General features: G+C 36.9%; 14 protein-coding genes and 1 riboswitch. Of the genes, 10 read left to right on the top strand and 4 right to left on the bottom strand.

What is annotated here, in order from left to right:
* Window positions 1-69: 69 nt before the first annotated feature.
* From AHA02nite_RS10040 to AHA02nite_RS10020, 5 genes are all read left to right on the top strand, one after another.
* Complete coding sequence (locus tag AHA02nite_RS10040; protein ID WP_146816913.1) at window positions 70-924, top strand: hypothetical protein; 855 nt, start codon at window positions 70-72, stop codon at window positions 922-924.
* 291 nt (window positions 925-1215) lie between these two features.
* Window positions 1216-1740 (top strand): AAA family ATPase, encoded by a 525-nt coding sequence (locus AHA02nite_RS10035; protein ID WP_170236055.1) that lies wholly within the window; start codon window positions 1216-1218, stop codon window positions 1738-1740.
* The gene (locus AHA02nite_RS10030; protein ID WP_146816909.1) at window positions 1694-3202 is read left to right on the top strand and encodes an ATP-dependent nuclease; all 1509 of its coding nucleotides are present in this window, start codon (window positions 1694-1696) and stop codon (window positions 3200-3202) included. Before AHA02nite_RS10035 ends, AHA02nite_RS10030 begins: the two co-directional genes overlap by 47 nt.
* Window positions 3202-4041: an HNH endonuclease signature motif containing protein gene (locus AHA02nite_RS10025; protein ID WP_146816907.1), complete on the top strand. Its 840-nt coding sequence runs from the start codon at window positions 3202-3204 to the stop codon at window positions 4039-4041. The genes AHA02nite_RS10030 and AHA02nite_RS10025 overlap by 1 nt, the downstream gene beginning before the upstream one ends.
* A 418-nt stretch (window positions 4042-4459) precedes the next feature.
* Window positions 4460-5113: a hypothetical protein gene (locus AHA02nite_RS10020; protein WP_218025415.1), complete on the top strand. Its 654-nt coding sequence runs from the start codon at window positions 4460-4462 to the stop codon at window positions 5111-5113.
* Between the two features lie 969 nt (window positions 5114-6082).
* On the opposite strand, the gene AHA02nite_RS10015 is transcribed toward AHA02nite_RS10020, so the two are convergent.
* The 3 genes from AHA02nite_RS10015 to AHA02nite_RS10005 are packed head-to-tail and all read right to left on the bottom strand — an operon-like array spanning window position 6083 to window position 9188.
* Window positions 6083-7414: an ABC transporter substrate-binding protein gene (locus AHA02nite_RS10015; RefSeq protein WP_146816904.1), complete on the bottom strand. Its 1332-nt coding sequence runs from the start codon at window positions 7412-7414 to the stop codon at window positions 6083-6085.
* A 29-nt stretch (window positions 7415-7443) separates the two neighbouring features.
* Window positions 7444-8253, bottom strand: coding sequence for a carbohydrate ABC transporter permease (locus AHA02nite_RS10010; protein ID WP_146816902.1), 810 nt, complete (start codon window positions 8251-8253; stop codon window positions 7444-7446).
* On the bottom strand, window positions 8250-9188 hold the full coding sequence (locus tag AHA02nite_RS10005; protein WP_146816900.1) for a carbohydrate ABC transporter permease: 939 nt from the start codon (window positions 9186-9188) through the stop codon (window positions 8250-8252). The genes AHA02nite_RS10010 and AHA02nite_RS10005 overlap by 4 nt, the downstream gene beginning before the upstream one ends.
* Before the next feature lie 320 nt (window positions 9189-9508).
* Here AHA02nite_RS10005 and AHA02nite_RS10000 point away from each other — a divergent pair, with 320 nt between their 5' ends.
* Window positions 9509-10060, top strand: a complete 552-nt coding sequence (locus AHA02nite_RS10000; RefSeq protein ID WP_146816898.1) for a hypothetical protein — start codon at window positions 9509-9511, stop codon at window positions 10058-10060.
* A 57-nt stretch (window positions 10061-10117) separates the two neighbouring features.
* On the opposite strand, the gene recQ is transcribed toward AHA02nite_RS10000, so the two are convergent.
* Entirely contained in the window at window positions 10118-12271 is a 2154-nt protein-coding gene (gene recQ, locus AHA02nite_RS09995; RefSeq protein ID WP_146816896.1) for a DNA helicase RecQ, read from the bottom strand.
* A gap of 378 nt (window positions 12272-12649) precedes the next feature.
* Here recQ and betA point away from each other — a divergent pair, with 378 nt between their 5' ends.
* From betA to AHA02nite_RS09975, 4 genes are all read left to right on the top strand, one after another.
* Window positions 12650-14335: a choline dehydrogenase gene (gene betA / locus AHA02nite_RS09990; protein WP_146816894.1), complete on the top strand. Its 1686-nt coding sequence runs from the start codon at window positions 12650-12652 to the stop codon at window positions 14333-14335.
* A 99-nt stretch (window positions 14336-14434) separates the two neighbouring features.
* A complete protein-coding gene (betB, locus tag AHA02nite_RS09985; RefSeq protein ID WP_146816892.1) occupies window positions 14435-15907 on the top strand; it encodes a betaine-aldehyde dehydrogenase in 1473 nt (490 codons plus the stop codon).
* 438 nt (window positions 15908-16345) lie between these two features.
* Window positions 16346-16447, top strand: a riboswitch (purine riboswitch).
* Window positions 16448-16609: 162 nt separating this feature from the next.
* Window positions 16610-17197: a xanthine phosphoribosyltransferase gene (locus AHA02nite_RS09980; protein WP_146816890.1), complete on the top strand. Its 588-nt coding sequence runs from the start codon at window positions 16610-16612 to the stop codon at window positions 17195-17197.
* Window positions 17198-17216: 19 nt separating this feature from the next.
* The gene (locus AHA02nite_RS09975) at window positions 17217-18740 is read left to right on the top strand and encodes a SulP family inorganic anion transporter (RefSeq protein ID WP_146816888.1); all 1524 of its coding nucleotides are present in this window, start codon (window positions 17217-17219) and stop codon (window positions 18738-18740) included.
* Window positions 18741-18747 lie beyond the last annotated feature (7 nt).

The raw sequence follows: 18747 nt of genomic DNA, 5'->3' as shown, positions 1-18747 counted from the left end.
AGTAAACGAATAAGTATTTAATTTACATAAATACAGCTGAGAATCAAGTTGAGATAGGGGTTAATATTCATGAAGAAAAATTTATATTTAATCTTAATTCTGTTAATCGTTTTAGTGGGATGTAGTCAAACTGTAGAAGAAAAATATGAAGAAGCAACTAAATTATTGGGTGAAGGGGAAATAGAGAAAGGAAGCTCTGTTGTTAGAGAATTAGATTCTGACTATAAGGAGACTCAAAAATTAATAGACTATGTTGAAGTATATACAAAGTATGAGGAACATGGAGATAACCCAACTGATTATTCACCCGTAGCTAAGTTGCTTAATAGTAAATTCCCAGAAGGTTATGAGGGTGTATTGAAGGAAGAGGTTGAAAGTTTACGAGAACAAGTGATTACTCTTCGAGAAGGGTATAGCATAAAATTACTAAAAGAAGTGTTGGGCAATATTAATGATGAGGATTTTGAAGCTGCAAAGGAAATAATAGATGAACATAATATTAAACATGAAGATATTAATGACATAAGAAATTTTGTTTTATCTCGTTATTATGGTAGACAATTTCTGAAGTACAGGGATATGAGGTATAATTTAAAAGCTTTAGAATACAAATATGCAATAGATCCAGAATATGATGGACTTTTTAAAAATACGATCCTTAACCATGTTTATTTTGGTATTGAGCATAGAGATGAAATAAAAGAAAGAATTGAAAGTACAAAAGAAAACATCGAAGTTTTAGAGAGTATGCCTTCTGATCCTAGTATTGGAATGACAGCTGAAGAAGTCAAAGAGTCTTCGTGGGGTGAACCGAGGGAAGTCAATAAAACTACTACAGCTAATGGCGTTAGAGAGCAATGGGTATATTACAATCAAAGGTATATTTATTTAGAAGACGGCATTGTTACAACCATCAGGGAGTGAAAATTTCTTATAATACTTACTTTTTACCTTGCTATAAAAAGCAAGGTTTGTTTTTCTTTTGAACCTGGCTCTTGAGTATAAAGTCGAGAGATTGACTTCATTTATTTTCCGTTAAAGCCACAAATGATTAGGGTCAGTTGTAAATAGTTATTTTACTCACTTTATTGTGGAGAATCAGGAATATTAATATTTATATAATTAATTACATTTAAATCTTAAAATCTCCTAAAAGTTTCTTGTAGTTTAAGGAAGCTTTTTTATAAAAACTATACTCTCGTTGAACTCTCAGGGTTGAATAATGAGAAAATTATTCATGGATGGTATAATTATCCTATGTTAAAAGTGCGGGAGGAGATTAATCTGATATTTGAAGAGCTTCATATTAAGAACTTCAGAAATTTTTATTGCTCTAGAATAAGTTTAAGTAACAAAAATGTAATTTTTGGAATGAATGATGTAGGGAAAACAAATTTTTTGTATGCAATAAGGTTTTTATTTGATAAACAATTAAGAAAAAATGGATTTATGCATAGTGATTTCTACCAAAACGATACAAGTAATCAAATAATGATTACAGTAAAATTAAATTTATCAGATTTTGAGGAAAGTACTGATACCAAAAAACTTGTTGCTGGGGTTAAAGATGCAAGGACTTCAGATGATTCAGATGAATTCTATATAAGGATTGTATCTGATTACAATGAAAGTGAAGGATATGGTGAACCGTTGTTATATTGGGGAAGTAATGAAGGAAGTGGGGGAAATAAATATGGACATTCAGTTTTCAGTAATAGAAGATACAGAGATCCCGTATAAAACTGATAGTGGGACTATAGTGTTTTTAATGAAAGATTCTTGGAATGATTGGTGGGAATACCGTACTGTTTTTGGGGTATATCTTGCTAATGAAAACACGGTAAATTGGATTGGTACTGTTAAAATCGGGCAAACAGACTTAATGCATAATGGAGGAGAGGCTGTTTCACCTGTTATATCTGATTCATTTAATCAATTAGAAAGAAAGTTCTTTTCTTTAGGTCAAGATGTTAGTTACTATTATAATTTAAATTCTTTAGGTGATGAAATAAGGTTTCAGATTTTAAGAAGACTTAATGATATAGCGCTGGATGAAGAAATTTATGAAGAAGTTAAAGAACTGCACATTACTAAAAAATCAATACTAAGATCTGTATCAAAAACCTCCGTTAAAGGACAATATCGTAGATTGGCAAATGGAAATGCTGAACTAACTGAATATAATTTCTCTTATGTACTTCCGAATAACGAGATGGATTCAAAATTTAAAATAAAAGTAAAGCCCGGCACTTTACCCCCTTCAAATATACACGTGGTTATTGGTAGAAATGGAGTTGGAAAGACAAATTTACTTAAAAATCTTATTAATCGTTTAAGAACAAATTCAAGTGAATACGGAGAGTTAACCTATGATGTAACTAGTCAAAGTCCTGAAGATTTGTTTGCTAATCTAGTTTCCGTTTCTTTCAGTTCTTTTGATCCTGGACATGATGTTTTTGAAGAGGTCACTGATGCTGACGGAATAAGATATTTAAATATTGGGTCTTTGAAGAAGACAGGAGAGAGTTTCACACCTAAATCATTAGAAGATTTACAGAATGAGTTCAAGGAATCAATAAAGTCATTAAGTAATAGTGCAAAAACAAAGCGTTGGAAAAGAGCAATAAAAACTTTAGAAAGTGATCCAATATTTGAAGGTTTGGGGATAGAATATTTAATACAACCAGAATTTGAACCGAGAATTGATCCTATTTTTAACAATTTAAGTTCAGGCCATAAAATCGTTCTGTTAACGATAACTAAGTTAGTGGAGACGGTAGAAGAGAGAAGTTTCGTTATATTAGACGAACCGGAAATTCACTTGCATCCGCCTTTGCTTTCTGCATTTACGCGAGCCCTTTCTGATTTATTAATATATAGAAATGCTGTAGCGTTAATTGCAACCCATTCACCTGTGATATTGCAAGAAGTTCCGGGTGGTTGCGTTTGGATAATGAACAGAACTAATAATTTAGTTTCATTTGATAGGCCAGAATTGGAGACGTTTGGGGAAAACATTGGTACATTGACTAGAGAAATCTTTGGATTAGAAGTAACTGATTCGGGTTTTCATACATTTCTTAAAAATGCGATAGAACGACATAATAGCTATGAAGAGATTATAGAAGAGTTTAATGATAATTTAGGTATGGAAGCAAGAACAATCTTGCGCTCACTTCTTATTGCAAGGGATGATAGATAATGAGGGCTTTAGATAAACCAATAATAACCCATAGTGAAGTACTTAAATCTTGTATCAGTAACATACAAGATTACAATTTAAAAGATCGAGTAACTAACGAGATAGATTTTTTTTATAGAAGTTCAGAAGAGTACGATAATAAAGGGAATTCAGGTAAACTTTCAGAAATACCTATTATACATACGGTTAATGGAAATATTTCAAAAGAGGAGATGAGGTTTCTTTATAGAAAGCTTGTTGTTAAAGGGCAGCCAGGGAGGGTGTTTTATGACAGACTATTACATAGTTCTAAATTATGTCCAATGTGTGGGTATAGACTTTCTACTACATTAGACCATTTTCTCCCAAAATCTGAATACCCAACATACGCTGTAGATCCATTAAACCTAATTCCTTGTTGTACAGACTGTAACATGGAAAAAGGGACAGATGTTCCTGCTGGAGAAACAGAGAAATTACACCCATATTATGATAGAGTTAATGACCAAAAATGGCTATTTGCAGAAGTGATATATGACAATGGGATTGGTTTTAGGTTTAAAACTATAAAACCTTCAGTGTGGTCATCACAAAAATATAACAAAGTTAATCACCATTTTCACGCTTTTGGACTATCGGAACTATATAGTATTTATGCTAGTCAGGAACTAAATGATCAAGCTTTTTATTTAAAAAAACTGTCTTTTGAGGTTGGTTCGTTGGGTGTTAGAAAACAGTTAATTGAATATCAAAAGAGTGCGGAAAAACATTATTTAAATAACTGGAAATCAGCTATGTATGAAGCATTAGGGAATAGTGAATGGTTTTGTTCTACTGGTGTTCAGGAGTATATTGTATAAGAACAAATCAACAACTTCTGCTTTTCCAAGGCTTGGTGCTATTAATAATTAAATTTCAACTAACAGTAATTTATCTATATTAAATTACTCTGTGAAAGTCTTTATTGTATATTAAAAAAGTAAAAAAATTAATACATATTGATTAATAGGTACAATATTGTACTATTTTTTGTTCTGGTTCGGTACATCATTGAAGTGCAAATTTTCAACACATATTTAGTTGAAAGTTAACAAGCGTTTAAAATGTATGTTGCAATCAGAAAATAAAAATTGGTAACTGATAATAGTATCCGTTGTATGACAGTAGAAAGCCATGGCAATAAACTTTAAAATATCTTTTGGTGTATAATAGAGGGTAAATTAATTATATTTATCGACTAATATAAAATTGAAATCGGCTATACGAGTGATGGATAATTTGGGTTTTTTAGAGAGGATTTTAAAATTTCATGTCGAAATAGTAAGCTTGGGTGATAAAATGAAGAACCTTGATGAAATAATTAAATCTTCAAAAGATGATATTGAAAATGTTGGTGATTTTTTGCCATATATCGGGAGTCTTTTTCGAGCATTTAAAATGAAACAATTTAATAAACGTCTGGCAAAAAATGAGAATAGAATCAAAGGAATTTATAGTGTTATTCCATCAGAAAGCTTTGAGTATTTTGGAATTAAAATTGGAACTTCTGTTATTCAAAACATTTTACTTGATGATGAAGATGAAAAAACTGAATATTTATTATTAGGTTTTGAAAATACAGTCAGAAATGGTTTTACAGATTATGATGTAACATTATTATATTTTGATTTGATTTGTGAGTTACGAAGTGCAGATTTGAAAAGACTGGTAGATTTATCACATAGAAATGGACAGGCACCTTTAGTACCTATTGAAGATTCCTCAGAACAAACTTTTCTAAGCTACATTGATCGAAAGCTAGAGAATAAAAATTTAATTCTTAGAGAAAGAACATGGGGTGGTTTAGGTGGAGAGTATGTGGAAAATACGGATTTAAGTACAGTTAAGATAACTGATTTAGGAAATAAACTTTTAGATTTTATAAGCTATTAATTGCAGTAGGCGACACCTGCTATAAGTCTGTTTGGACTACTCTAAATTAGAGAACAGGGAGGAGTTAGAAATTGAGCTGAAATTTCTCATACTCTTTTTTTCGTCCCCATAATTAAGGATAAACTAACTATAAAACAAACAAGACCGCATAATATAGCAATTGCACTATGATAGAATGTTACTATATTTATTTATAAGAAGGTGTGCTCAAACCCGTGACCATACCATAAACCTTTTTAATGCATATATATTTAGAAATTATCTATTTAATATCTTGTGGATAGTACTATTGGAAACATAAATATTGCATTTGTTAAAATTTGTGTCTTAATCCTTACAATTCTTTTATCAGCACATCAATCTTTGCCAATCCATAATATTTTAGACTAACTGAATGTCCTTATTCAGTAGATAAATTAAAACAATGCCGGGTAGCATTTTATATCAGGCTTAGAAACACATTTCATTTTATAAAAATTATATTAACTCTTTTAAATAAACTATTGGATAACCTAACAATGTTTTGATCTTAATAACCTCAGTAAAACAGGGTTATGAAAGTACGTAAGGGAACGTTTTCAAAATTAAATAATCACTTTAGAGGTTGAATTCCGCGATAACAAAATGCTAACGCAATGAAGTGAAAATGGTTATTTATGATTAAACATGTTACACATACAATTCATGAGGTCATTGAATTAACGCACTTTTAGAACCTCAGGTTAAAAATATAACACACAATGAAATTATCCCGGGCATGATGTAATAGTTTAATTAAACCTTAATTTAAAAGAGTTTAATAGTATTCAATGTACCGAAATTGAGAACGATATAACAAACCCTCTGAAGGCTTTTCGCTTCGGAGGGTTTTTTAATCTTTCCAAGTTAAAGAGCTAAAACCATTTTCATCTAATTCCTTTATGTAAAAAAGAGGCCCCGACAAAGCGAGACCTCCTCATGATTGAATAATTAGTTACCTTGCTGCTGGTTGTAACGCTCAATTTGTTCTTCGATATCAGCTGCAGCTTGATCGAGAAGCTCCTGTGAGTCCTCACCTTGGTAAAGTGCTTCAATTGCGTTCTCAACAATGTTACGTGCTTCTGGGAAGACACCCATTAACGCACCCTGGGTTGCAGGCGTTAATGTTGTATTTTGAAGCTGATCAACACTTGTAGTGAACTGTGGGTACTCCTCATAAATGTCCTGAAGAATTTCGTTGTTATACGCTTCAGGTGAAATTGGGAAGTATCCAGTCGCTCCAGCCCATACAGCTTGAACTTCCGGGTCAGCCGTGTACTTAATGAAGTCAAACGCTGCTTCTTGAGTTTCCTCAGCAATACCGTTTGTCATCCATAGAGAACCACCACCAACGATCACACCTTGTGGGTCCATACCGTCTGGAACTGGTAAGAACGCTGTACCAACTTCAAAGTCAGCGCCTTCAACGTTTCCGCGAGTTGCTGCTGTTGAGTCAAGGTACATCGCTACGTTTTCAGCTGCAAATGCTGTACGGATATCATCCCACTGACGACCGAAATTACCAAGTGTACCTGCTTCATTCATTTCATTTAACCATTCGAAAATACGTTGTCCTTCCTCACCATTGATTAATGCTTCATCTGCTACTGCAGAACGGCCGTTATCGTTGTTTAGATAAAGCCCCCCTTGATTCGCAAGTAACTGCTCAAAGAACCAACCGTAAATTAAAATTGCGAACCCGGCTTCACCTGTAGCATCATTTAGCTGCTGAGAGTACTCTTGTACCTCACTGAATGTTCTTGGTGGCTGTTCTGGGTCTAAGCCAGCCTCACGGAACATGTCTTTGTTGTAGAACATGATCGCGTTAGACGTGTTAAAGGGCATTGAGTAAAGGTCGCCATCTAACTGGTAGTAACCTAGTATATTTTCTTCTAAATTATCAACGCTGAAATCGTCATCTCCATCGATGAACGTTTGCAGTGGCTCAATGAATCCACTTTCGCTCATGTACTGAGTTCCAACCTCATACACCTGTACGATTGATGGCGCTTCACTAGTTCCACCAACAGCACGTAGCTGATTTAGAAGTTCCTCGTAGCTTCCTTGATAAACAGCGTCAACGTAGATCTCATCTTGAGATTCATTGTAGCTATTAACCATCTCGTCAATTGCTTCACCAGGTCCGCCACCCATCGCGTGCCAGAATGTTACAAGACGTTTACCATCATCTGTCATCTCCACTTCTGGATCATCATCGCCACATGCAGCTAATAGGAAAACAGAAAGAATGACTAATACAGCCAAACTAAATAGCTTTTTCACTAAATCTCCCCCTTTTTAAGTAGAGTTATTTATCCTTTTAAGGCCCCTTGCGTCAAACCACGTTTCAAGTGGTTTAAGCCCAAGACCAAAAGAATCAATGTTGGTAATAAAACCATGACAACCCCAGCCATAACAACATTCCAGTTTGTACCGGTTTCTGCAGAGATCATCATTTTCAAACCAATTTGTACTGTACGTACATCATCATTGTTCGTTAATAAAAGCGGCCATAAGTACATGTTCCACGTCGTCAGGAATGCGAAAATACCTAATGCACTTAAGATCGGTTTCGATAATGGCATTGCAAACGAAAGGAAGAAACGAAAATGTGTGCATCCCTCCATCTGAGCAGACTCCCAAAGCTCATTCGGTAATGTCATAAACTGCTGCCGCATCAGAAAGATCCCGAATGCTGTCGCAAAGAATGGCACCATGAGTCCGGTATACGTATCTACCCATCCGAAATCTAATATCGTAATGTAGTTAGTTAAGAATGCTGCTTCCCAAGGGATTAATAACGTTGACACGAAGAGGAAGAACATCACTTTCGCACCCTTAAACGGGATGAACACAATTGCATAAGCAGCTAAACTACAAATAATTAACTGTGCGACCATAACCCCAAATGCCACAATAAAACTGTTCATTAGGAAATGGAAAAGTGGGACACTTGTAAAGGCACGCACATAGTTATCAAATGAAATACTAGACGGCAATAATGCCCCGCGGTTGATCTCTTGTGTTGTCATAAAGCTGGCTGAAACCGCGTACAAAACGGGGAAGGTAATTAAGAATGCTGAAATGATGAGTAAGATGTAAATTATGACTTTTCGCATCATTGGTAATGCACCTTCTTTTCAACAAACTTAAATTGAATAATCGTTAAGATTAATACAAGAGCAAACAAGATCATGGCTTGCGCACTCGCTGTTCCAAAGAATCCACTTTCAAATGCTTCCCTGTAAATCGAATAAACAATGAGGTTCGTGCTGTTATTCGGTCCACCACCTGTTAAGATGTCAACCTGGCCGAATGACTGGAACGAGTTAATAATCGTCACAACACTTACGAAGAAGAGTGTTGGCGATAATAAAGGGATCGTAATTTTGAAAAGCTGTGTCCAATACCCTGCACCATCGACCCGCGCACTTTCATATAATTCCTCAGAAATATTCTGTAATCCACCTAATAAAATAATGAAGTTAAATCCTAAGTTCATCCAAATCGTTGTAATCGAGACTGAAATAAGTGCCCATGTTGAAGACGTTAACCATCCGATTCGATCAAACCCAATTCCAGCGAGGAGGTTGTTGAATACCCCAACACTTGGGTGTAATAAAATTAACCAGATCGTCGCACCGGCTGCTACTGATACCCCTAGCGTTGAAGAAAATGCAACACGGAAAAATGGAATCCCACGTACCTTTTCATTAGTTATGACGGCTAAGAATAACGAAACTAAAATCGTTGTCGGTACTGTGTAAAGGGCAAATAAAAATGTTGCCTTCATACTCGTTCGGAATGTTGAAGACTCCCATAAGTATAAGTAATTCGAAAGCCCAGCAAATGAAATTGTATCTCCACGTGAGTTAACGACGAAAAAGCTAAAGTAAAGCGTTTTAAACATTGGGTAAAATAAGAAAAAACCGATGATTGCAATGGCAGGTAGCATGAACAGCATGGCTGTCCAAAAATTCTTCCGCGCTTTCTTCCGCTTTTCCTTGTCACGCGATGCTGGATCCATCAGTTGCTTTGCAGCTACTTGGTCCGTCATAATAAGCCTCCCCCTCCAATTATGTACACTTTTCATAAGTCAAAAGAAAATCCATACGAAAACACACTACAGCGCTTTCAATTTTTTGTAATGGTCCATCTAATTACATTCTATTTTCTATTTATTAGCTTTATGTTAACTGCGTGTAAAGGTTTTGTTAATTTGTATCCTGATAGTTTCATTCATGATTATATGGACCATAATCAGATCTTGGAGTGGTACATATGCAAACCATGGAGCAACAATAACTGAAGGATTGGAGGCTTTAGCTTTAATAAGTTTCAATATTTTTTGTGTTCAAATTTAAGGAGTGATTTCAGATGAAGAAAGTGATTGTATTCATGATTATAACTGTTCCTCTAAGCGGGTGCGGACAGTCGAATCAGAATGTTGAAGATGTTCAAAAAGTGCACGAGGATACAATAGTTGATAAAAGAGAACGCCATGATGGCACACTTCAATTTTTGTTAGTATCAAATGTTGAAGTATTATCAGCATGTAACAATGAACCAGAAGAACATGAGTTTACGTTTAAAGGTGAATCAGAAAACTGGTCAGTTGAAATTACGGGCGTCTTTTCTCCTGGTTCAGGAGATGTTTATGAGGAAGCTAATGCAGTATATACATATGAAGGAGAAGAAGAGGAGATTCGATCGGTCGTTATTCATACATACGCGTCAGGAGAAAGAGTGAGGATTGGTAAAGAGGAAGACCGACTATCAAGTATGGAATCAGTAGAAACTAACTTCAGAAATTATAGTTTTTGGACGTTAAATGATCAAGGTCATGATATGATCGTTGATTTTAAATGGCGAGAAGGAGACCAAAACACTAAAGTAGAAGAAACTATAACATTGGATTTTATTGAGTAAGTGTAAAACACCTGAAAGCGACAGATTAGTTTTCTGTTACTTTCAGGCGTTTTATCTTTATATAAACTCATGCTTCAAACAAACAGCTTTAATCATCGTATAGGTGATGTCATCAGATAATGCATCTTTAATTGGTTTATAGCGAAACTCTTCTAAATTCAACTCATCAATAACTGTTAAAATCTCATGTTCCGCCTCACCTGTGAAAAACCGCGCTAGATCAAGTTCATACCCTTCTTCGTATGCTTTGAACAAATGACTAGTGATAGTACTTTTCGCAAGTGATCGTTCTTCAACAATCTCATCAATGTCTTTGCCTTCTGTGAATAGCTCATAAGAAACTACATAACTCGGTTTGTCAGGATCTTTATTCTCTTTCTTAATCTTTGGTTGTACAGGTTCAACCGTTCGATTGGCCAGGATTTCATCTTCGTTCTCTTCTCGAAATGCTTTTAGTTTTGTTAAAAATGGCTCGCCATATTGTTCGTATTTCTTTTCCCCAATTCCTTTCACTTGTAGCATTTCAGGTTGTGTTGCGGGCACATGGCGTGCTAATTCTTTTAACGTCGCATCAGAGAAAATCATGTATGGCGGTAAGTTTTGCTCATCAGCGATTTCTTTCCTTAATTCTCTTAACTCTTGGAAGAGTTCTTCAGAGTAGCCCGTTTGAACAGCTTTCTTTTGTTCAGGAATTTTCATCCACACTTTTTCCTCATTTTTAAGAACAGGAATGGCATTGGCTGTAAGTTTTAACACAGGGAACTGTGCATCGGTTACTTGTAAATATTGATCAGCGACTAAGTAGTTGATTAAATTAGTAATCTCTTTTTCGGTATAGTGGCTTAGCAGGCCATATGTTGAAAGCAGATCGAGTTTAAAATCGGTCACTCTCTGGCTTTTGGACCCTTTAAGTACTTTAGCTGTTAGTGTTATGCCGAATTTTTCGTTCATTCGTTTTACACACGATAAAATCATTTGAGCTTCTTTCGTCATATCCTCTTTGTGACCATCATCAAGGCAGTTTGAACATTTTCCGCATTGATCAAAGTCTTGACGATCCCCGAAGTAATCTAAAATGTAACCTTGCAAACAGTGGGTCGTATGACAATAAGCAATCATATCTTGCAACTTCTGGTACTCATCTCTCTTCTGTTCTTCTTCGAGTTCTGACTGTTCAATGAGAAATTTTTGTAGCTGAATGTCTCTTGGTGAAAAGAGTAAGTGACATTCACTTTCCACACCATCACGCCCAGCACGACCGGCTTCTTGATAATACGATTCAATGTTTTTTGGAAGGGCATAGTGAATGACGTAACGGACGTTTGATTTATCAATTCCCATACCGAATGCATTCGTTGCGACCATGACTTGGACATCATCTGATATGAAAGCTGCTTGAGCCTCTTGGCGTTGTTCTTTTGACATGCCGGCATGGTATCGTGCTACTTCAATTCCCTTTTCCTTTAAAGTTTCATAGATTTGATCAGTTGTTTTTCGTGTTGCGGTGTATATAATGCCTGAATCATTTAAATGTGTACTAATAAAATCGTTTAAATAATCGTTTGGGTTAACGCCTTTAATGACTTTAAACTTCAAGTTTTCACGGGCAAAGCCAGTCACAACCGTATGCTCTGAATCAATGTTTAATAGATTCTTAATATCATGAATGACTTGTTGTGTAGCTGTTGCTGTTAAAGCAATCGTCGGTGGCTGTTGTGAAAGTTGTTTTATGGACGGAACAACAGAACGATAACTCGGTCGAAAGTCGTGTCCCCATTGTGATATACAATGTGCCTCATCAAATGCGATTAAGGAAAGGTCGACTTTCTCTAGCATATTTAAAAAGTGAGGTGTTTCAAAACGCTCTGGTGATACGTAAACCATTTTATAGTTGCCGTTTACCATTTCATTCAGTCGATGTTGTTGTTCGGATCCATCGAGTGAGCTATTGATGTAGGTGGCTGGAATATCGGTTGCGTTCAATGCCTCAACTTGATCGTTCATTAATGAGATAAGTGGGGAAATAATGATCGCCGTTCCATCTAGAACGAGGCTAGGAATCTGGTAACACAGCGATTTACCACCACCTGTTGGCATGATCATTAACGTGTTGTTTTTATTTAAAATCGAATGAATGGCTTCTTCTTGTCCAGGGCGAAAAGAAGAGAACCCATAGTAGTGATTGAGTGTATGGACTGCTTGATTAATCAACTTGCTCCCCCTTTAAGGTTGGTAACTTCAATTAAGTCTATTATAACATTTTGCCCTCCATAGTTTATGTCGTGTTAGCCAACTTTTTATTAGTCGTTTTTCATAGATGTGAAAAAATCACTTCAACTCTAGTATCTCCAAAAGCCCACTATCCGAATACCTAAAGAACCCTATTAAAAAGAAATTTAACAATCTAGCTACTTCACAGTTTACAGCTTTTTAGTCGTGTGTTATATTTAACTTGTTAAATTCGTTAAGAAAAAATTTAATAAAGTTAACGCAACGGATGATTCATTTATTTAGTGTTATTTATACCCCCATTTATATATTACTTTTCATCCTTGCTTTAAGTTAAAGATATTCAAGGAGGTTTTTCATATGGCAGAAAGATATGATTACGTAGTTGTAGGAGGCGGAAGTGCTGGTTCAGTCGTAGCCAACCGTCTAAGTGAAGATAGTAGTAAAAGTGTTCTCGTACTAGAAGCGGGACGTAAAGACTTTTCTTGGGACTTATTAATTCAAATGCCAGCAGCTTTACCATTCCCAGCTGGTAAGAAATTATATGATTGGATGTATGAGTCTGATCCAGAACCTTATATGGATGGACGCCGTATTAAGCACGCTCGTGGTAAAGTGCTTGGTGGTTCAAGTTCAATTAATGGTATGATTTATCAGCGTGGTAACCCAATGGACTATGAGCGTTGGGGTTCAGAACCTGGTATGGAATCTTGGGATTATGCGCATTGTCTTCCATATTTCAAGCGCTTAGAAAATACAGCAGCAGCGGATAAAGATGATCCATACCGTGGCACTGATGGTCCGTTTACTTTAGAGCGCGGACCTGCTAAAAACCCACTATTCCAAGCGTTTTTCGATTCAGCTGTTGAAGCAGGTTATTCTCGTACGCCTGACGTTAACGGTTATCGTCAAGAAGGTTTCGGTCCATTCGATAAGCACTTAGAAAATGGTCGTCGTATGTCAGCGGCACGTGCATATTTACATCCGATTAAAAACCGCAAAAACTTAACGATTAAAACACGTGCTTTTGTATCAAATATCGATTTTGATGGCCGTCGTGCAAAAGGGTTAACGTATGAACGAAACGGGAAGAAGCATCAAGTAGAAGCTGGTGAAGTTGTCTTAGCAGGTGGTGCGATTAATACACCGCAACTACTTCAACTATCAGGAATTGGCGATGCAAAACATTTAAAATCAGTAGGTGTTGAACCTGTCGTTGATTTGCCAGGTGTCGGTGAAAACTTACAAGACCACTTAGAAGCGTATATTCAATATGCTTGTCCAGAACCTGTTTCTGAACAACCAAACTTAAGTAAAGTGAAAATGCCATGGATTGGCTTGCAGTGGTTATTAGCGCGTAAAGGTGCAGCTGCTACGAACCATTTTGAAGGTGGAGGTTTCGTCCGTTCTAACGATGAAGTCGATTATCCAAACTTAATGTTCCACTTCTTACCGCTTGCGGTTCGTTATGATGGTCAAAAAGCCGAAACGAAACACGGTTTCCAAGTACACGTTGGTCCGATGTATTCAGATGTTCGCGGTTCACTTAAAATTAAATCAAATGACCCGAAAGAGTACCCAAGCATGGTGTACAACTATTTATCAACAGAACGCGATCGCCAAGAGTGGATTGAAGCATTACGTGTCACTCGTAAAATTATGTCACAACCAGCAATGGCGAAGTATAACTCAGGTGAAATTTCTCCAGGACCTGATGTACAAACAGACGAAGAAATTTTAGACTGGGTTAAGAAAGATGCTGAAACAGCACTTCACCCATCTTGTACAGCAAAAATGGGACCTAAATCAGACCCAATGGCTGTAGTAGATCCTGAATCTATGAAAGTTCATGGCTTAGAAAACGTGCGTGTCGTTGACGCATCAGCTATGCCACACATTACAAATGGTAATATCCACGCACCTGTCTTAATGCTTGCAGAAAAAGCAGCAGACTTAATTCGTGGTAAGAAGCCATTAGAGCCACTTCATTTAGATTATTACCGTCATAAAGTTGACCCAGTAGATGCTGGTGCAAGAGAGAGCTAATTTAAACTTAATAGGCGCTGTTGAAATGCTTGAGGAAAAGGGGCATTGGCAGCGCCTCTTATAGCTATCATTAAATTTTATAAATAGGAGTTGATCGTTTTGAATTTAAAACTGAAACAATACATTAATGGTCAATGGGTAGATGCTAAGTCAGGTCAAACGCGTGACATTATTAATCCATACAATCAAGAAGTTGTTGCAACTGTTCCAGAAGGTGATGATGTAGATGCTAAAGAAGCGATTGCAGCAGCTCGTGAGGCATTTGATCATGGCGAATGGGCAACACTTCCTGCAATCGAACGTAGTCAAATCGTCCGTAAAATTGCGAACTTCATTGAACGTGATCGTGAAGAGTTAGCACGTCTAGAATCATTAGACACAGGTAAAACAGTAGAAGAAAGCCGTGGAGACATGGACGATATTGCTGGAGTTTTCCATTACTATGCAGATATTGGGGATAAAAACGGCGGCGAAATGATCGAATCACCAATGCCGAATTCGATTAGTAAAGTCGTTCATGAACCAGTTGGTGTATGTGGTCAAATTACGCCATGGAATTATCCATTATTACAAGCTTCTTGGAAGTTAGCGCCAGCACTTGTAACAGGTAATACGTTAGTAATGAAGCCGAGTGAAATTACTCCATTAACAACCCTTAAAACATTTGAATTAATGGAAGAAGCGGGTGTACCTGCTGGTGTTGCTAACTTAGTACTTGGCTCAGGTGCTACAGTAGGTAATGAACTTTCAAGCAGTGTTGACGTTGATCTTATTTCATTCACAGGTGGAATTGATACTGGTAAGAAAATTATGCAAGCAGCAAGTTCTAACATGAAGAATCTTGCCCTTGAATTAGGTGGTAAAAATCCAAACGTTATTTTCGCTGATGCAGATTTTGAATTAGCAGTTGACCAGGCACTTAACGGTGTATTTTTCCACGCAGGACAAATTTGTTCAGCTGGTACTAGATTAATCGTTGAAGAGAGTATTCACGATGATTTAGTAAATGCATTAGTAGAACGTGTGAAGCAGTTTAAGATCGGCAGTGGTTTTGATGACGATACACAAATGGGACCACTTATTTCTGCTGAACACCTTGGAAAAGTAGAAAAGTATGTTGAAAGAGGAATCGAAGAAGGTGCTACTCTAGCTGTTGGTGGTAAGCGCCCAGAAGACCCAGAACTACAAGACGGTTTCTTCTACCTTCCAACGATTTTTACGGATTGTACAACGGATATGGACATCGTTCAAGATGAAGCGTTCGGTCCAATTATTACAGTTGAGAAATTCAAATCTGAAGAAGATGCAGTAAAACTAGCGAATGATTCGATTTACGGTTTAGCGGGTGGCGTATTCACAAATGATATCGCCAAAGCTGAACGCTGTGCGGCAAAAATGCGCATGGGTACAGTTTGGATTAACGAATTCAATGTTTACTTCCCGCACGCACCATGGGGTGGATATAAACAATCAGGCATCGGCCGTGAATTAGGAAAGCTAGGAATCGAAGAGTATACTGAAACGAAGCATATCTTACAAAATGTAAAACCGGAACCGTTAAATTGGTTCTAATATAAGGAATTGGCCGCTAATACGTTCATAGACTTGAGCGTGTTAGCGGTTTTTTTGAACTTCTGATTAGCCTTACAAACGAAACTTTAGTATGTTTTATTTCAATCCCTAACTTAATTGAGCTGGCTTTGCTTGGGTGAAGACATTAGAGGAAGACTTTATTAACAATTTTTCCACTAAGTTGTTGTATTGTGATGAGCGAAGGTGGTGACGCCGTGCCCCTGCATAGAAAACACTGCGACTAACGACCGTAGGGAAGTTTGAGCAGATGTTGCACTTGTGCCCTGTGGGTACAAGCATCCACCGAAAGCGAATCACAATAACAACAACGGACAATTCAATAAATTAACTAACTTCCAGAAAATTCTTTTGTTCGTTTTTTTAACATTAGGGGTTCAAATTAATAGACTTTTATAATACAATCTTTTTTATAACCGAACAATTTAATAAATACCTACTTGTATAATAGTGGAAATAAGGTCCACGAGTCTCTACCAAGTTACCGTAAATAACTTGACTACAAGTGGTTTCGATACTCGGGGAGCTTATGCCTAATATAGGTGTATTAAATTCCTGGTTATTTTCGTACTTAATTTTTATTAGCTAAGTCGAATGTCTGAAATCACTTTAGTCAAAGTGGTTAAGGGTATTCGGCTTTTTTTATTTTACAGAAGTTTTTAGACGAACAAAGGAGGAACAAATATGGATCAGTTGCAACGAGCGATTATAGAGAGAGGTTCAGTATTATCTGATGACGTGTTGAAAGTTGATCAATTTTTAAACCATCAAATAGATACAAATTTAATGATGAACATTGGAAGAGAGTTAGTTAGTCGATTTCAAGATAGCAAGATTACAAAAGTGCTCACAATTGAGTCATCTGGCATTGCACCAAGTTTTATGGCTGCAAATAAATTAGACGTTCCACTCGTCTTCGCCCGTAAGAAAAAGTCTCTTACAGTGAAAGACAACATTTATTCGAGTGGTGTTTACTCTTACACGAAGCAAGAGATGAACAATATTACGGTTTCAAACAGTTATTTATCATCTGATGATCACGTTTTAATAATCGATGATTTTTTAGCACATGGAAATGCTGCACTTGGGTTAATAGATGTAGTCAAACAAGCGGGCGCATCTGTTGCTGGGGTTGGCATTGTTATTGAAAAGAGCTTTCAAGAAGGACGAGAAATACTAGAAAAAGAAGGTTATAGAGTTGAATCGTTAGCTCGGATTCAATCATTGGAAGGTTCGAAAGTGACATTTTTAGAAGAACTAGCGACAAAATAAACGGTGAGGAGCATTAATCATGAATCAAACAGTAAATTATCCATTGTTTAAAAAAGAAGATACAGATGCGTTTTTCGCCTTATTTCAAAACAATTTAGCGAATTTCGTTATTATCGCGGTGACGATGTTAGGGTTAGGCTTTCCAGTGAGTATTGTATTTGGGCAAGTAATTCCTGGTGCAGCAGTTGCTGTAATCGTCGGAAACCTGTATTACGCTTATATGGCAAAACGACTAGCTCAAAAAGAAGGACGGACCGATGTTACAGCGCTGTCTTACGGGATCAGTACCCCAGTTATGTTCGTATTTTTATTTGGCGTTTTAGTACCGGCATATACGTTAACCGATAACTATCAGCTTGCTTGGCAAATTGCTGTAGCAGCAGCGTTTATTAGTGGTTTAATCCAAGTGTTAGCGAGTGTCGCAGGTAATTGGATTCGTGCGCAAATTCCACGAGCTGCCTTATTAGGTGCGCTTGCTGGTGTAGCATTTACATTTGTAGCTGGTGAGATGTTATTTAATACGTTCTCAATCCCAGTAGTAGGCCTTGTCGCACTAGTCATCATTATTGTCGGTGTTATTGGTAAAATCGCCATGCCATTTAACATTCCTCCGACATTATTTGCGATCGTGATCGGAACAGTATTAGCTTTTACGTTAGGTTATCAATCAACAGGACAAATTGCAGAAGGGCTTTCTAATGTCGGGTTTTATCCACTCATTCCAAGTCTGGCAGCATTTGATGGCATGAGTTATTTATTTACTGCTTTAGTAGGGTTGTTAGCTGTTATTTTACCTATAACGCTATACAATTCGATTGAAACGATGAACAATGTCGATGCGATGGATGCTGCTGGTGATGGTTATGATGTCCGTGAGTGTCAAGCTGTGGACGGCGTTGGTACCATGCTTGGTTCGATATTTGGTGGCTTATTCCCAACGACGGTCTACATTGCATCAGTTGGTTCAAAAGAAATGGGAGCAGGGCGTGGTTATAGTATTTTAAACGCTATTGTATTTGGTGTTGCAGCCGTAACAGGTGTGATTGCCGCTTTATCTGCAATTATTCCTTTAGCTGCAATTGCGCCTATCCTAGTGTTTGTAGGCCTCTCTATGGTTGGAACAGCTTTTCAATCGAATAAAACGAAATACTTCCCAGCTGTTACGATCGCGATGCTTCCTTATTTCGCAAACTACGTCATGACACGTTTTAATACAGATGCCGGCGCAACAGTTGCTGAAATCTCTGAAGGAATTGTCCCACTTGGGGAAGGGGCGATGTTTACAGCGATCATCTTAGGTGCGATCACAGTGTTTGTTATCGATCGACAATTCATTAAGGCGGCCATGTTCTCAATTATTGCAGCAGGTTTATCATTTGTCGGATTTATGCACGCACCTGAGCTGGCGATCAATGCAGCACCAGACTATGCAGTGGCATATTTGATTATTGCTGTATTCTTTGTCTATTTAGCTTATAAAGAAGCGAACAGTACAATTAAAGTTGTACAGAACGAATCAGTTAAACAACAAGCAGCTTCCTAAACTAACT

This window comes from Alkalibacillus haloalkaliphilus (assembly GCF_007991275.1).
In the GTDB taxonomy this organism is placed as follows: Bacteria; Bacillota; Bacilli; order Bacillales; family Alkalibacillaceae; genus Alkalibacillus; species Alkalibacillus haloalkaliphilus.
This window is presented reverse-complemented; position numbering and strand designations above follow the sequence as displayed.

Excerpts from the sequence above, each read along its gene's own strand:
- AHA02nite_RS10040 (WP_146816913.1), top strand. The coding sequence starts at position 70 with ATGAAGAAAAATTTATATTTAATCTTAATTCTGTTAATCGTTTTAGTG.
- AHA02nite_RS10010 (WP_146816902.1), bottom strand. The coding sequence starts at position 8,253 with ATGATGCGAAAAGTCATAATTTACATCTTACTCATCATTTCAGCATTC.
- AHA02nite_RS09975 (WP_146816888.1), top strand. The coding sequence starts at position 17,217 with ATGAATCAAACAGTAAATTATCCATTGTTTAAAAAAGAAGATACAGAT.
- AHA02nite_RS10000 (WP_146816898.1), top strand. The coding sequence starts at position 9,509 with ATGAAGAAAGTGATTGTATTCATGATTATAACTGTTCCTCTAAGCGGG.
- betA (WP_146816894.1), top strand. The coding sequence starts at position 12,650 with ATGGCAGAAAGATATGATTACGTAGTTGTAGGAGGCGGAAGTGCTGGT.
- AHA02nite_RS09980 (WP_146816890.1), top strand. The coding sequence starts at position 16,610 with ATGGATCAGTTGCAACGAGCGATTATAGAGAGAGGTTCAGTATTATCT.
- AHA02nite_RS10030 (WP_146816909.1), top strand. The coding sequence starts at position 1,694 with ATGGACATTCAGTTTTCAGTAATAGAAGATACAGAGATCCCGTATAAA.
- AHA02nite_RS10005 (WP_146816900.1), bottom strand. The coding sequence starts at position 9,188 with ATGACGGACCAAGTAGCTGCAAAGCAACTGATGGATCCAGCATCGCGT.
- AHA02nite_RS10025 (WP_146816907.1), top strand. The coding sequence starts at position 3,202 with ATGAGGGCTTTAGATAAACCAATAATAACCCATAGTGAAGTACTTAAA.